This window comes from Micromonospora sp. NPDC005413, from assembly GCF_040606435.1.
Classification (GTDB): domain Bacteria; phylum Actinomycetota; class Actinomycetes; order Mycobacteriales; family Micromonosporaceae; genus Micromonospora.
The window spans coordinates 516810-530038 of record NZ_JBEXEV010000002.1 but is presented as its reverse complement, the minus strand read 5'-3'; the positions used below and the strand labels follow the sequence as shown (position 1 = coordinate 530038).

Annotated in this window: 9 protein-coding genes; 6 read left to right on the top strand and 3 right to left on the bottom strand. The window is 71.1% G+C overall.

What is annotated here, in order from left to right; translation table 11 throughout:
• Window positions 1-171: 171 nt before the first annotated feature.
• Window positions 172-1287: a sugar phosphate isomerase/epimerase gene (locus tag ABZS37_RS05235; RefSeq protein ID WP_355165715.1), complete on the bottom strand. Its 1116-nt coding sequence runs from the start codon at window positions 1285-1287 to the stop codon at window positions 172-174.
• Window positions 1288-1613: 326 nt separating this feature from the next.
• Between ABZS37_RS05235 and ABZS37_RS05230 the strand changes: the two genes are divergently transcribed.
• Together ABZS37_RS05230 and ABZS37_RS05225 are read left to right on the top strand one after the other, a co-directional pair.
• Entirely contained in the window at window positions 1614-3035 is a 1422-nt protein-coding gene (locus ABZS37_RS05230) for a M1 family metallopeptidase (RefSeq protein WP_355165713.1), read from the top strand.
• Between the two features lie 109 nt (window positions 3036-3144).
• The gene (locus ABZS37_RS05225; protein ID WP_355165711.1) at window positions 3145-4602 is read left to right on the top strand and encodes a M1 family metallopeptidase; all 1458 of its coding nucleotides are present in this window, start codon (window positions 3145-3147) and stop codon (window positions 4600-4602) included.
• A gap of 238 nt (window positions 4603-4840) precedes the next feature.
• Here ABZS37_RS05225 and ABZS37_RS05220 read toward each other — a convergent pair whose 3' ends face one another.
• Window positions 4841-5968: an LCP family protein gene (locus ABZS37_RS05220; protein WP_355165709.1), complete on the bottom strand. Its 1128-nt coding sequence runs from the start codon at window positions 5966-5968 to the stop codon at window positions 4841-4843.
• A gap of 145 nt (window positions 5969-6113) precedes the next feature.
• Here ABZS37_RS05220 and ABZS37_RS05215 point away from each other — a divergent pair, with 145 nt between their 5' ends.
• Both ABZS37_RS05215 and guaA read left to right on the top strand, forming a co-directional pair.
• A complete protein-coding gene (locus tag ABZS37_RS05215; protein WP_355165707.1) occupies window positions 6114-7811 on the top strand; it encodes a GMC family oxidoreductase in 1698 nt (565 codons plus the stop codon).
• Between the two features lie 149 nt (window positions 7812-7960).
• On the top strand, window positions 7961-9517 hold the full coding sequence (guaA, locus tag ABZS37_RS05210) for a glutamine-hydrolyzing GMP synthase (RefSeq protein ID WP_355165705.1): 1557 nt from the start codon (window positions 7961-7963) through the stop codon (window positions 9515-9517).
• A gap of 125 nt (window positions 9518-9642) precedes the next feature.
• Here the strand turns inward: guaA and ABZS37_RS05205 are convergent, their stop codons facing one another.
• The gene (locus tag ABZS37_RS05205) at window positions 9643-9933 is read right to left on the bottom strand and encodes a PspC domain-containing protein (RefSeq protein ID WP_355165703.1); all 291 of its coding nucleotides are present in this window, start codon (window positions 9931-9933) and stop codon (window positions 9643-9645) included.
• Window positions 9934-10076: 143 nt separating this feature from the next.
• Here ABZS37_RS05205 and ABZS37_RS05200 point away from each other — a divergent pair, with 143 nt between their 5' ends.
• The gene (locus ABZS37_RS05200; RefSeq protein WP_355165701.1) at window positions 10077-11027 is read left to right on the top strand and encodes an NUDIX hydrolase; all 951 of its coding nucleotides are present in this window, start codon (window positions 10077-10079) and stop codon (window positions 11025-11027) included.
• Between the two features lie 1118 nt (window positions 11028-12145).
• A complete protein-coding gene (locus ABZS37_RS05195) occupies window positions 12146-13051 on the top strand; it encodes an NUDIX domain-containing protein (RefSeq protein WP_355165699.1) in 906 nt (301 codons plus the stop codon).
• The last annotated feature ends 178 nt before the right edge of the window (window positions 13052-13229 follow it).

The window sequence follows — 13229 nt, the reverse complement described above, 5'->3', positions numbered from 1 at the left end:
TAAGCGGGCAGCGCGTCTGCGTTGGGGGATGGACCGGGGCGCGTCCCGTCGCCGTACGGGAGGCGCGGGGTGACCGGGCCGGTGTCGACCGGGCCCGTCACCGGAAGCCGGCGCTGTGGCCGGCGGAGTGGGGCGCGACCGGCGTCGGGCGGACGCCGGTCGCGCCGGGTGTCACTTCTCGACGTAAATGGTCAGGTCGGACATGTTGCGGTAGCTGGTTGCCGCGAAGTCGAGCGACTGGCCCTTGTTCTCCGCGCCGCCGGGGGCGGTGTCCATCTCCCAGTTGGCGTGGTGGAAGTTCCGCTCGCCGATGGTCTGGAAGAACTGCTGGAAGTTGAGGTCGCCCTCGCCCAGCGGGGTCATCTGGTAGCCGTTGGGAACGCTGGTGTCCCCGTCACCGTCCTTGGCGTGGAAGAGCGGGAACCGGGTGGTCCGGTCGGCCACGGTGAGGATCGGGTCGAACAGGTCGGTCACCTCCTGGCCAGCCGCGTTGACGTACTTCTGGTGCTTGTAGCGGGCCACGTAGGCCCAGTAGATGTCGAGCTCGAAGAAGACGTACCGCGGGTCGGTGATCTCGAAGAAGTACTCCAGCCGGCGGACGCCGGAGGATCGGGTCTGCCGGCCCTGCGCGTCACGCGGGCCACGGTCGATCAGGAAGCTGTACGCGGCGTCGTGGTTGTGGGTGTAGAGCCGCATGCCCCGGGCCCGGGCCTGCCGGCCCAGCTCGTTCCAGGTGTCCGCGGCGGCGTCCCACTCGGCCTTGTACGCGCTGCTGGTCGGGTCGCTGCCGGTGCCGATGTTCTTCATGCCGAGTTCCTCGGCGATGTCCAGTTGCTGCTGGAAGGTGGCCGCCTGGATCGAGGCGTGGGTGCCGTTGGCGACCAGGCCGTTGTCGTCGAGGATCTTGCGGATCTCGGTCGGGGTGATCTGCCGGCCGAGGATCTCGGTGCTCTGGGTGTAGCCGGCGAACTCGATCTCCTTGTAGCCGATCTCGGCGAGCCGGGCGAGGACGCGCTCGAAGCCGTACGGCACTCCGCTGTCGTCGGGTGCGGCGGTGATCCGGTCCCGGACGCTGTAGAGGATGATGCCGCGGTTCTTCGTCGGGATCAGCGGTTCGACCCGCAGCTTGCCCTTGTCCTTGGGGTTGGCGAGCGCGGGGGTGCCGGTGGCGAGGACCGGCAGGCCGGCCGCGCCGAGCGCTGCGGCGGCGCCGGCGGAGGCGGCGAGTAGGGACCGGCGGCTGAGCCGGCCGGCGGAGGGTGCGTCGGGTGCGGTGTGGTCTGGCATCGTTCCACCTTTCGCGACGGTGGTTGCCGTCGATAAACGATCAGCAGAGGTGCGACGAGGGTCCGGTCGCGGGGCGCCGCCGAGCGCCCGTCGCGCGTGTCGGGGCGGGCGGCAGATGCCGTCCCGACGGTGATCGGTACGAATGTTCCGAGCACGTTACATCTTGGAGACAGACACTAACGTCGGTCTAAGCCGAAAGAAAGTGCCGATCGACGGGAACTTTTGTTTGTTTGAGCGAAAGTGACTGATGATCGTCAATATTGGCCGCACGTCCAGTGGCGCTGACTACGCTCGTCCTGACCGGGGATGCCGCAGGAGGAGTGTGCATGGTCCCTACCGGACGGACGCCCACCAGCAACCGGCTGGCCGCCACCGCCACCGCGTTGACCTGCGCGGTCGCGCTGATCGCCGCCGGTTGCACGGGCGACGACAGCGACGGCTTCCGGCCCGGAGCCGCCGACGTGGGCGACCCGTACGTGCCGGGGCGCGGTAACGGCGGCTACGACGTCACGCACTACGGCCTGGACGTCCGCTACGACCCGTCGACCGACCGGCTGACCGGTCGAGCCGTCATCACGGCCACCGCCATGCAGGACCTGTCCCGGCTCAACCTGGACCTCATCGGCCTGGACGTCGGCACGGTGAGCGTGGGCGACGCACGGGCCGACCACCGCCGCGACGACGGCGAACTTGTCGTGACCCCACGCGACGGGCTCCCACACGGTCGGCAGTTCACCGTGACAGTCGACTATGCGGGTGTGCCCACCGCCGCCGACGGGGCGCTGGGCAGTGGCGGCTTCCTGCACACCGCCGACGGTGCGGTCGCGCTCGGCCAACCCGACTCTGCCGCCACCTGGTTCCCCGTCAACGACCACCCATCGGACAAGGCCAGCTACGACCTGGCGGTGACCGTGCCGGACGGCCTGGCCGCACTGAGCAACGGGGTGCCCGGGCCGAAGAGCAGCGCCGACGGCTGGACCACCTGGCGCTGGTCGGAGCGCACCCCGATGGCCAGCTACCTGAGCACGCTGGTGATCGGTGACTACCGCGTGGTGAGTGGCAGCCACGCCGGCCGGCCGATGGTCACCGCGGTGGCGGCGAGCCTGCCGGCGACCGGCGGCGCGGCCAGCTCACTGGCCCGTACCGGTGAGATCGTCGACTTCCTCGCCAGCCGCTTCGGCCCGTATCCGTTCGACTCGTACGGCGGGATCGTGGTCGCCGACGACCGGATCGGGTACGCGCTGGAAACCCAGTCCCGGCCCGTCTACGGGCCGGCCTTCTTCACCGACGACCGGCCCAACCCGGGCGTGGTCGCGCACGAGCTGGCCCATCAGTGGTTCGGCGACAGCGTGTCGCTCAGCAGGTGGAGCGACATCTGGCTCAACGAGGGCTTCGCCAGCTATGCCGAGTGGCTGTGGGAGGAGCACGACGGCGGCCGGACCGCGCAGCACAACTTCGATCTCCAGTACGCGGCGACCGACTGGTCGCAACCGTCGGTCGAGCCGGGCCGGGAGCGGATGTTCGGCACGGCTGTCTACAAGCGCGGAGCGCTCGCCGTGCACGCGCTGCGCCGGACCGTCGGTGACGACACGTTCTTCCGCATCCTGCGTACCTGGACCACCGAGCGGGCGGCGGGTAACGGGACCACCTCGGACCTCGTCGCGCTGGCCGAGCGGCGGGCGGGTCGACAGCTGCGCCCACTCTTCGACGCCTGGTTGGTGGGCGGGTCGGCCCCCACACTGCCGTGACCGAGCCGCGATCGTCGGTCGATATGCTCCCGCCTGCGAACGACGGGAGACGTCCGTTCGCGCGGAGCGGCGTACGCCGCCACCGCCACCGTACGGGGGAGGGTTTGGGATGCTGGTGACGCGGCACAGACTGCGGATGGGTGTCGGTCTGCTGGTGACCGGAGCACTCGCACTGTCCGGGTGCGGCTCGACGACCCCTGCGGCGGCGCCGTCACCGAGTGCGTCCCCCACGCCGTCGCGGACGTTCACCGCGGGCGCCCAGGGGGTCGGCGACGCCTACTTCCCGAGCTACGGCAACGGCGGCTACGACGTCGCGCGGTACGCGGTCAAGGTGCGCTACGACCCGGCAAAGGACCAGCTGACCGGTACGACCACCGTGCAGGCCACCGCGACGGCCGACCTGTCGACGTTCAACCTCGACCTGGCCGGCCTGACCGTCACCGCGGTCACCGTGGACGGCGCACCGGCAACCCACAGCCGGGAGCGGAACGAGCTGGTGATCAAGCCGGCTTCCGGCCTGATCAACGGCAACGGGTTCGTCGCCGAGATCACCTATGCGGGGGTGCCGAAGCCACTGAAGAACGAGATCCTCGGTGACGGCGGGTTCCTGCACACCGCTGACGGTGCCATCGCGCTGGGGCAGCCCGAGTCGGCGAGCACCTGGTTCCCGGTCAACGACCACCCGTCCGACAAGGCGGCCTACGACTTCGAGATCACCGTCCCGGACGGCCTGACCGCGGTCAGCAACGGCGTTCCCGGCGGGAAGGCCAGCACGGCCGGTTGGACCACCTGGAAGTGGTCGGAGAAGTCGCCGATGGCCAGCTACCTGAGCACGCTGGTGATCGGCAAGTTCCGGATCACCACTGGCCAGCACAAGGGCCGCCCGGTGTACAGCGCGGTCACCACCAAGGTGGCCAAGGGCGCCGCGGACGCGTCGATCGCGCAGACCGTCAAGGTGGCCGACTACCTGGAGACCGTGTTCGGGCCGTACCCGTTCGACGCGTACGGCGGCGTGGTTGTCTCCGACAGCCGGATCTCCTACGCCCTGGAGACGCAGAGCCGCCCGGTCTACTCCGCCGGCTTCTTCCGAAGCGGCGAGAACACCGAGGTGGTCGCCCACGAGCTGGCGCACCAGTGGTTCGGTGACAGCGTCGCGCTGGCCAAGTGGGAGGACATCTGGCTCAACGAGGGCTTCGCGACGTACGCGGAGTGGCTCTGGGCCGAGCACACCAAGGAGTACACCGCCAAGCAGGCGTTCGACATCCGGTACGCCAGGGTGCCCGCCCAGGTGTGGAAGACGCCGCCGGGCAAGCCGGGTGTGAAGGAGCTGTTCAGCGAGTCGGTCTACCAGCGCGGTGGCATGACCCTGCACGCCCTGCGGGTGGCCGTGGGCGACAAGGCGTTCTTCGAGATCGTCAAGACCTGGGCGGCGGAGAAGCGCAACAGCACCGCCACCACGGCCGAGTTCGTGGCCCTCGCCGAGCGCATCTCCGGCAAGCAACTCGACGCCCTCTTCGACGCCTGGCTCTACGGAACCAAAAAGCCCCCAACCCCCAAACCCCTCTAACCCCCGCGCCCCGCGTCCCGCCCCCGCGCTCCCCGCGCCCCGCGCTCCGCGCCCCCGCGCCCCGCGCCCCCGCGCCCCGCGCTCCCGCGCCCCGCGCCGTTGATCTAGGGCATATCGCCGTGAGTTGATCTCCCAGAGCAGTGATATGCCCTAGATCAACGGGGATGGCGGCGGCGAGGGAGGGGAGGGAGGGGAGGGAGGGGGTAGGCGAGGGCGGGAGGGGCGGGAGGCGGGCGGGTCAGGATTTGACTACCAGGGTGGGGTGGGATTTCAGGTACGGGTCGGCGCGGCCGGCGCGGAGTTCGGTGAGGAACTCGCGGCCGGTGGCGGTGAGCTGTTCGCCGCGGTAGGCGCTGCCCTTGCCGACGCCGGCACCGGGCAGGCCCACCAGCGCGAACCGGTTCTCCGGCACTCCACTCAGGGCGTACGCCACGTCGACGATCCGGCGCCCACCCACGTAGATCAGCGTGTCGCCCAGTGCGGCGACCACCTTGTCGACCCGCTCCGGTTGCCGGGCCAGCCCTTCGTCCAGGATCTTGCGGGTCAGCGCCCGGATCAGTTGCTGCTGGTGGCGCTGCCGGGCGTAGTCACCGCCGGGGATGTAGCGCTGCCGCGCGTAGTCCAGCGCCTGCCAGCCGTTGAGATGCCGGTCGCCCTTCTCGTAGACCATCTGCGGCCCCGTGTATCCGCCCGGCGCGCTCTCCCGGTAGCGGCCGTCCGGTCGGCGGTGCATCGAGGCGACCCGCTGGTCGACGTAGATGTCCACCCCGCCCAGGGCGTTGACCAGCCGGTCGAACCCGTTGAACGTGAGCACCGCACCGGCGTCGATGCGCAGCCCGGTGTATCCGCTGACCGTGCTGCGCAGCAGCTCGTACCCCTGGGCTGTGCTCGGCTGCTTGGGTTTGCCCGGCACCCGGCTGCCGTAGCTCATCGCGTGGGTGAGCTTGGTCTTGCCGCCCTTGTAGCCGGCCTTCGGGAACGCCGGGATGTCCACCAGCAGGTCGCGGGGGAGTGAGAAGAGGTAGGCCCGGCCCAACCCCTTCGGTACGTGCAGCACCAGCACGGCGTCCGAGTGCGGCTCCCACCCGGGCACGCTGACCCGGGTGTCCACGCCGACCAGCAGCAGGTTGAGTGGGCCGGTGATGTTGGCACCCGGCGGCGGTCCGGACGGGCTGGGGCTGGGGGTGGGCGTGTTGGCCGGCGACGGGCTCGACGAGGCGGCCACCGGCGCCGTCCGGTCGGGCGTGCTGTTGCCGGTCAGCCGGGTGATCACCACCGCCCCGGCCGCGACCAGCGCGACGACGGCGAGGGCCGTCAGCCCCAGCACCAGCCACCGTTGGCGCGGCGCCATCGACGCGAGGTTCATGTTGGATTTCCTTCCACCCGTATCCGAACAACGCTCCGACGGGTGCCCCAGGTTGCGGCCCGGAGGCGTCCGGTCGGTTGGCCGGTGCATGATCGCGCGAAAACGGGCGCTGGCGCGAGCGCTACTGGCGAGTAATGATGCCTTCATGCGGTATGACGTGGTCGTCATCGGGTCCGGCTTCGGCGGCAGCGTCACCGCGCTCCGGTTGGCCGAGAAGGGCTACTCCGTCGCTGTGCTGGAAGCTGGTCGGCGCTTCGCCGACGACGAGTTCCCGCAGACGTCCTGGCAGGCCCGCCGATTCCTGTGGGCACCGAAGCTGGGCTGCTACGGCATCCAGCGCATCACCCTGCTCCGCCCGGCCGCCCGGCGTTCCGGCGGCGGAGTGCTGGTGCTCTCCGGCGCGGGGGTGGGCGGTGGTTCGCTGGTCTACGCGAACACCCTCTACGAGCCGCTGCCGGCCTTCTACACCGACCCGCAGTGGCGGAACATCACCGACTGGCGCGACGAGTTGGCCCGCCACTACGACCAGGCGAAGCGGATGCTCGGCGTCACCACGTACCCGGTGAACACCGGCGCGGACCGGGCCATGCGGGCGGTGGCCGAGCGGATGGGGGTGGGGCACACCTTCCACGCCACCCCGGTGGGCGTGCACATCGGCCGACCCGGTCAGCGGGTCGCCGACCCGTACTTCGGTGGCGCCGGCCCGGAGCGCACCGGCTGCCTGCACTGCGGCTCGTGCATGACCGGCTGCCGGCACGGGGCGAAGAACACCCTGGTCAAGAACTACCTCTGGCTCGCGGAGCGGCTCGGCGTCACGGTGCACCCGTTGACCACGGTGACCGCCGTCCGACCGGTCGCCGACGGCGGGTACGGGGTGCACACCGAGCGCACCGGCAGCTGGCTGCGCAAGGGGCGGCAGGTGATCCACGCCGACCAGGTGATTTTCGCCGCGGGGTCGCTCGGCACCCAACGGCTGCTGCACGCGATGAAGGACGATGGTGCGCTGCCCGGGCTCTCACCCCGCCTCGGCGAGCTGACCCGGACCAACTCGGAGGCGATCCTGGGCGCCTCGGTGGCACGCCAGCAGGCCCGGGCCGAGGGGTTGGACTTCACCGAGGGGGTGGCCATCACCAGCTCGTTCCACCCCGACCCGCAGACGCACATCGAGCCGGTCCGCTACGGGCACGGCTCCAACGCGATGGGGCTGCTCCAGTCGCTGCTGGTCGACGGCGGCCCACACCGGGTGCGGCGCTGGCTGGGCAGCATCGTGCGACAGCCGGGGCTGGCCGCCCGGATGCTGTCGGTGCGCGGCTGGTCGGAGCGAACGGTGATCGCCCTGGTGATGCAGTCGGTGGACAACTCGCTGACCACCCGGTGGCGGCGCGGCGTGTTCGGCCGCCGGCTGGTCACCGGCCCGGGCCACGGCTCGCCGAGCCCGACCTGGATCCCGGCCGGTAACACGGCGGCACGGCTGCTCGCCGACGAGATCGGTGGCACCCCCGGCGGCTCGCTCACGGAGCCGTTCGACGTCCCGGTGACCGCGCACATCCTGGGCGGGGCGGCGATCGGGGCCACCCCGGCCGACGGGGTGATCGATCCCTACCACCGGGTGTACGGGCACCCGGGGCTGCACGTCGTCGACGGCGCCGCGGTCTCGGCCAACCTGGGCGTGAACCCTTCCTTGACGATCACCGCACAGGCGGAACGAGCGATGTCCTTCTGGCCCAACAAGGGCGAGGAGGATCCGCGGCCGGCGCTCGGTGCGTCGTACAGCAGGCTGGCACCCGTACCCCCGCACCACCCGGCGGTGCCGGCGGACGCCCCCGCCGCGCTGCGTCCCTGACCCGCACCTCGGCGATCTTGCAGTTTCGGTCGCCGTCATACGGCAGATGTGGCTTTTGGTCGGGCAGTAAGTGCAAGATCGCGGCGGGAGGGGGTCGGGCGGCGAGCCGGTGCCCGCGGCGGCCGTGACTGTCGGTAGGCTTTGTGCACATGAGCCTGCCTCGCCCCGTCCTCGTGGTGGACTTCGGAGCCCAGTACGCCCAGCTCATCGCCCGCCGGGTCCGCGAGGCGAAGGTCTACTCCGAGATCGTGCCGCACTCGATGCCGATCGCCGAGATGCTGGCGAAGAACCCCGCCGCGATCATTCTCTCCGGCGGCCCGGCCAGCGTCTACGCCCCGAACGCGCCGCAGATCGACGCGGGCGTCTTCACCGCCGAGGTGCCGGTCTTCGGCATCTGCTACGGCTTCCAGGCCATGGCCCAGGCACTCGGCGGCACCGTCGCGAAGACCGGCAACCGCGAGTACGGCGGCACGCCGTTGCGCCCCCGCCTCCTCGACCCCGGTGTGCTGCTCCGCGACCTCCCGGCGGACCTGCCGGTCTGGATGAGCCACGGCGACTGTGTCACCGAGGCACCCGAGGGCTTCACGGTGACCGCCGAGTCGGCGGGCGCCCCGGTGGCCGCATTCGAGGACCTGGCCGGGCGTCGGGCCGGCGTGCAGTTCCACCCGGAGGTCGGGCACACCGCGCACGGCCAGGAGATGCTGACCCGCTTCCTGTACGACATCGCGGGCATCGAGCCCACCTGGACGCCCGAGAACATCATCGACGAGCAGGTTGCCCGGATCCGCGCCCAGGTCGGCGACAAGGAGGTCATCTGCGGCCTGTCCGGCGGGGTGGACTCGGCGGTCGCCGCCGCGCTGGTGCACAAGGCGGTCGGTGACCAGCTCACCTGCGTCTTCGTCGACCACGGCCTGCTGCGTGCCGGCGAGGCCGAGCAGGTGGAGAAGGACTACGTGGCCGCCACCGGCATCAAGCTGAAGGTGGTCGACGCCGCCGACCGGTTCCTCGGCGCGCTGGCCGGGGTGACCGACCCGGAGCAGAAGCGCAAGATCATTGGCCGGGAGTTCATCCGGGTCTTCGAGGCCGCGGCCCGCGAGATCGCCTCCCACGGCGACGTGGAGTTCCTGGTCCAGGGCACCCTCTACCCGGACGTGGTGGAATCCGGCGGCGGCACCGGCACCGCCAACATCAAGAGCCACCACAACGTCGGCGGCCTGCCGGAGGACCTGAAGTTCGCGCTGGTCGAACCACTGCGCACGCTGTTCAAGGACGAGGTCCGCGCGCTCGGCCTCCAGTTGGGCCTGCCCGAGGCGATGGTCTGGCGGCACCCGTTCCCGGGCCCCGGCCTGGCCATCCGGATCATCGGCGCGGTCGACCAGGAGCGCCTCGACCTGCTCCGCGAGGCCGACCTGATCGCCCGCGAAGAGCTGACCGCCGCCGGCCTGGACCGGGGCGTCTGGCAGTTCCCGGTGGTGCTGCTCGCCGACGTGCGCAGCGTCGGCGTGCAGGGAGACGGGCGCAGTTACGGGCACCCCGTGGTGCTGCGCCCCGTCTCCAGCGAGGACGCGATGACCGCCGACTGGTCACGACTGCCCTACGACGTGGTTGCCCGGATCTCCACCCGGATCACCAACGAGGTGGCCGAGGTGAACCGGGTGGTGCTCGACGTAACCAGCAAGCCGCCAGGCACCATCGAGTGGGAGTAAACCCCCACCCCCACCCCCACCCTCTCCCCTCTCCCCACCCTCTCCCCTCTCCCCACCCCCACCCCTACCTCCCGCCGATCTAGGGAAGATCGCTGCTAGTTGATCTCCGATCGCGACAATTTTCCCTAGATCGACGGGGGCGGGGTCGGGGGCGGGGCTTGCGGCGCGACGCCCGCCGCGTGCGGCCAGGCGGGCGCGCTGGCCGGCTCCTCGGGCATCAGGAACCACATGATCGGGTACGCGAACAGCGCGAGCCCGCCGGTGAGCAGGCCGCTGACCGCGAAGATCACCCGGACCAAGGTGGGGTCGACGGCGAAGTAGCGGCCGATGCCGCTGGCGACCCCCGCGACCATGCGGTCGGTGGTGGGTCGCCGGAGCTGCTTGTACGGGGCGTGGGGAGCGGCGGTGTATGTCATACCCCCACGGTCCGCGCCGGTGCCCGGCCTGCCCTCGGTGACCGCCCGGATCCTTACCCTGACCAATCCCTGATCGGGGTCAGACAGTCAGGAATCCGACTCTTTTCCGTTCCGGTAACCCGGCCCGGGGAGAATTTGCTTCCGTGACCACCTTGCTGGAGCCGCTCCGCAGGATCGCGGCATACGCAGTTTGTGCTGACTCAGAGGGCCGGGTTCTGCTGGTCCGCGCATCGGAGCGCTCCGGCACGCCCGGGACGTGGTCGCTGCCCGGCGGGGCGGTCGACCACGGCGAGGACCCGAACCACACAGTCGTCCGCGAAACCGCAGCCGAGACCGGCCTCTCGGTCGCCGTCTCGGGCCTGGCCGACGTCCTCGCCGACATGCGAGCGCTGCCGGAACGCGGCATCACCATCCACACCGACCGGCTCATCTACCGGGTGGCGGTGCGCGGCGGCACACTGGCCGATCGGGTCGGCGAGCGTCCCACCGACCTTGCCCGCTGGTACACCCTCGACGAGGCGCGTGAGCTGCCGCTGCGCTCGTTCACCGCACGTGCCCTCGGGCTGCCCGCCTCCTCGGCCGACGTGGTGCCCGACGAGGCGCCCGAGTTCCCCTCCTTCTACGCCGTGCCCGGCCCGGACGGGCTGCACCGCGCGCAGCGCTTCGCCGCGTACGCGGTGTGCACCGACCCGGCCGGCCGGGTGCTGCTCACCCGGGTCTCCGACGGCTACCCCGGCGCCGGCTGCTGGCACCTGCCCGGCGGCGGCACCGACTACGGCGAGCAGCCCGGCGCGGCCCTGATCCGGGAGTTGGTCGAGGAGACCGGGCAGACCGGCCGCCTGGTCGAGCTGCTCGGGGTGGCCAGCCACCGCGACGCCGCCTCGCTCGGCCCCGAGGGCTACCCGATCGACTGGCACGGGGTGCGCGCCTTCTACCGGGTCGTGGTCGACCAGCCCAACCCGCTGACCGTGGCCGACGTGGGCGGCTCCACCTGCGAGGCCCGCTGGTTCGGCCGCGAGGAGCTGGGCGCCCTCCCCACCCACCACCTCACCGAGGTGACCGCCGAAGCAGTCCAAGCCGCCCAGCTCACCTGACCTCCGCCGCCTCGGTCGCGGGCTGTCGTGCGATCCGAGGGGTCGTGGGTTCTGGCGGCCCCGGCGGTCGTGCGGTCGTGCGTCCCCGGCGGTTGTGCCGTCGTGCGCCTCCGGCGGTCGTGCGGTCGTGCGTCCCCGGCGGTTGTGCTGTCGTGCGCCTCCGGCGGTCGTGCGGTCGTGCGTCCCCGGCGGTCGTGCACCTTTGACGGTTGTGCGGGCGGTCGTGCGTCCGGGCGGTCGTGCGGGCGGTGGGGACGGTCGTGCGTCGGCGGGTTGTGCGGGCGGTCGTGGTGCGGGCGGTGGGGACGGTCGTGGGTCCCGGCGGTCGTGAGGGCGGTCGTGCGGCCCCGGCGGTCGTGCGGTAGTGCGCCTCCGGCGGTTGTGCCGTCGTGCGCCTCCGGCGGTCGTGCGGTCGTGCCTCCCGGCGGTCGTGCGCCTCCGGAGCTTGTGCAGGCGGTCGTGGGTCCGGGCGGTCGTCCGATCGTGCGGGCGGTGGGGATGGTCATGCTGGCGGTCGCGCCTCCCGGCGGCCGAGCGCGCGTCATGGGTCCGGACGGCGGTGCGGACGGTTGCCCAGCGATCTGAAGGCCCACTGGGGCGCGATACGGCGGGAACGAGCCCGCGGAAGAGCGATGTGCCCGCCTGATCGACTCCTTATCGCCGACATCGCGGTATCCCAGCGCCGGGATACCGCAACATCGGCGAGACGGAGTCGATCACCGTCCGACCCGCCTCCACCAGCGCGGATGGCCCTGCACAGCGCGGACTAATAGAGCAAAACGGACGCCCGCACAACACGGCCGGGTGAGGGCGGGCAGTGCAGCCCCCGCGCCACCTTGTCCGGCTGGTCGCCCGGCACGCGTGTCAGGAACGCGCCGGGCTGAAGTGCGCCGGGGATGCCGCAGCATCGGGTCCCGCCAGGCCCGCCGATCGCAAATCCCTCCACCGCCCGGCCCCTGCTGCGCCTCGGCATGGTCATCGACGCGCTCTCCCGCTCCCTGGTCCTCCCAGCCCCATCTCCCCGTTGATCATGAAGTTATTGTCAGGACACGCCGAGATGGACGGCGATAACTTCATGATCGACGGGGCGTTCGGCGGGGAGCGGAGGCGGGGCGGGGATGGAACTTGTGCGGCGGGTCGGGGTTCTTGGGGTTTCGTGGGATTCTGGGCGGGTCTTGGTTGTTCGGGACGGGGTAGGGGGTGAGTTTCCCGGGCTTTGGCGGCTGCCAGGCGGTGCCGTCGCGCACGCCGAGCACCCGGAGCACGCCGTGGTTCGCGAGATCACCGAGCAGACCGGGCTGACCGTGACGGTGGGCCGGCTGCGTGCGGTGGTCGCCGACGTGACCACGTACCCGGAGGACGACGCCGCGCTGCACACCGACCGGCTGTTGTTCGAGTTCAGTGTGCGCGGCGGCGCGCTGCGCGACGCCGGAGGCGGCCGGGTCGATCAGGCTCGCTGGCTCACCCCGACCGAAGCGGCGCAGGTGCCGCTGACACCGTTCACCGCCGAGGTGCTCGGCCTGCCGGTCACTCCGCTGCCGTCCGGAACGCGCCGGTCGCACGAGCCGTTCCCACCGCCGCACCCCGATCGCCGGCTGCGTTTCGGGGCGTACGGGCTGGTCACCGACCCGGCCGGGCGGATCCTGCTGACTCAGATCGCGGACGGCTATCCCGGGGCCGGCCAGTGGCACCTGCCCGGCGGCGGCACCGATCACGGTGAGCAGCCGACGACCGGGCTGCTCCGGGAGTTGGTCGAGGAGGGCGGCCAGTTGGGCCGGGTGGTGGAACTCCTCGGCGTGAACAATCTGCACAATTCCGCCGCACTCGGCCCGGAGGGCCGACCTTTGGACTGGCATGGCGTACGGGTGATCTATCGGGTGCTGGTGGACGTACCTACCGACGCGGTGGTCACCGAATCCGCCGGAGGTTCGACGGCACGGGCAGGCTGGTTCACGCGCGACCAGGCTGTTGAGCTGCCGTTGAGCGACATCGCTGCTTCGGCAATCGGACAGGGTGGCCGATAGCACACCGCTCGGTGAGCCGAGATGGTGACCCTCCGGTACAGTCAAGGGCGGGAATGATGGAGGAAACGGGCGATGAGGCCCGGGATGGGAACAAGCGAGCGGTTCGAGCGGTTTAAACCATATGCAAGTACCGCCGGCAGCTATCGCCAAGCCACGTCCCCCTATGCGATGGTGTACT

What these genes read in the sequence shown, in the direction of transcription:
- ABZS37_RS05225 (WP_355165711.1), top strand. Translation starts at nt 3,145, where the DNA reads ATGCTGGTGACGCGGCACAGACTGCGGATGGGTGTCGGTCTGCTGGTG.
- ABZS37_RS05235 (WP_355165715.1), bottom strand. Translation starts at nt 1,287, where the DNA reads ATGCCAGACCACACCGCACCCGACGCACCCTCCGCCGGCCGGCTCAGC.
- ABZS37_RS05195 (WP_355165699.1), top strand. Translation starts at nt 12,146, where the DNA reads ATGGAACTTGTGCGGCGGGTCGGGGTTCTTGGGGTTTCGTGGGATTCT.
- ABZS37_RS05230 (WP_355165713.1), top strand. Translation starts at nt 1,614, where the DNA reads ATGGTCCCTACCGGACGGACGCCCACCAGCAACCGGCTGGCCGCCACC.
- guaA (WP_355165705.1), top strand. Translation starts at nt 7,961, where the DNA reads ATGAGCCTGCCTCGCCCCGTCCTCGTGGTGGACTTCGGAGCCCAGTAC.
- ABZS37_RS05215 (WP_355165707.1), top strand. Translation starts at nt 6,114, where the DNA reads ATGCGGTATGACGTGGTCGTCATCGGGTCCGGCTTCGGCGGCAGCGTC.
- ABZS37_RS05205 (WP_355165703.1), bottom strand. Translation starts at nt 9,933, where the DNA reads ATGACATACACCGCCGCTCCCCACGCCCCGTACAAGCAGCTCCGGCGA.
- ABZS37_RS05220 (WP_355165709.1), bottom strand. Translation starts at nt 5,968, where the DNA reads ATGAACCTCGCGTCGATGGCGCCGCGCCAACGGTGGCTGGTGCTGGGG.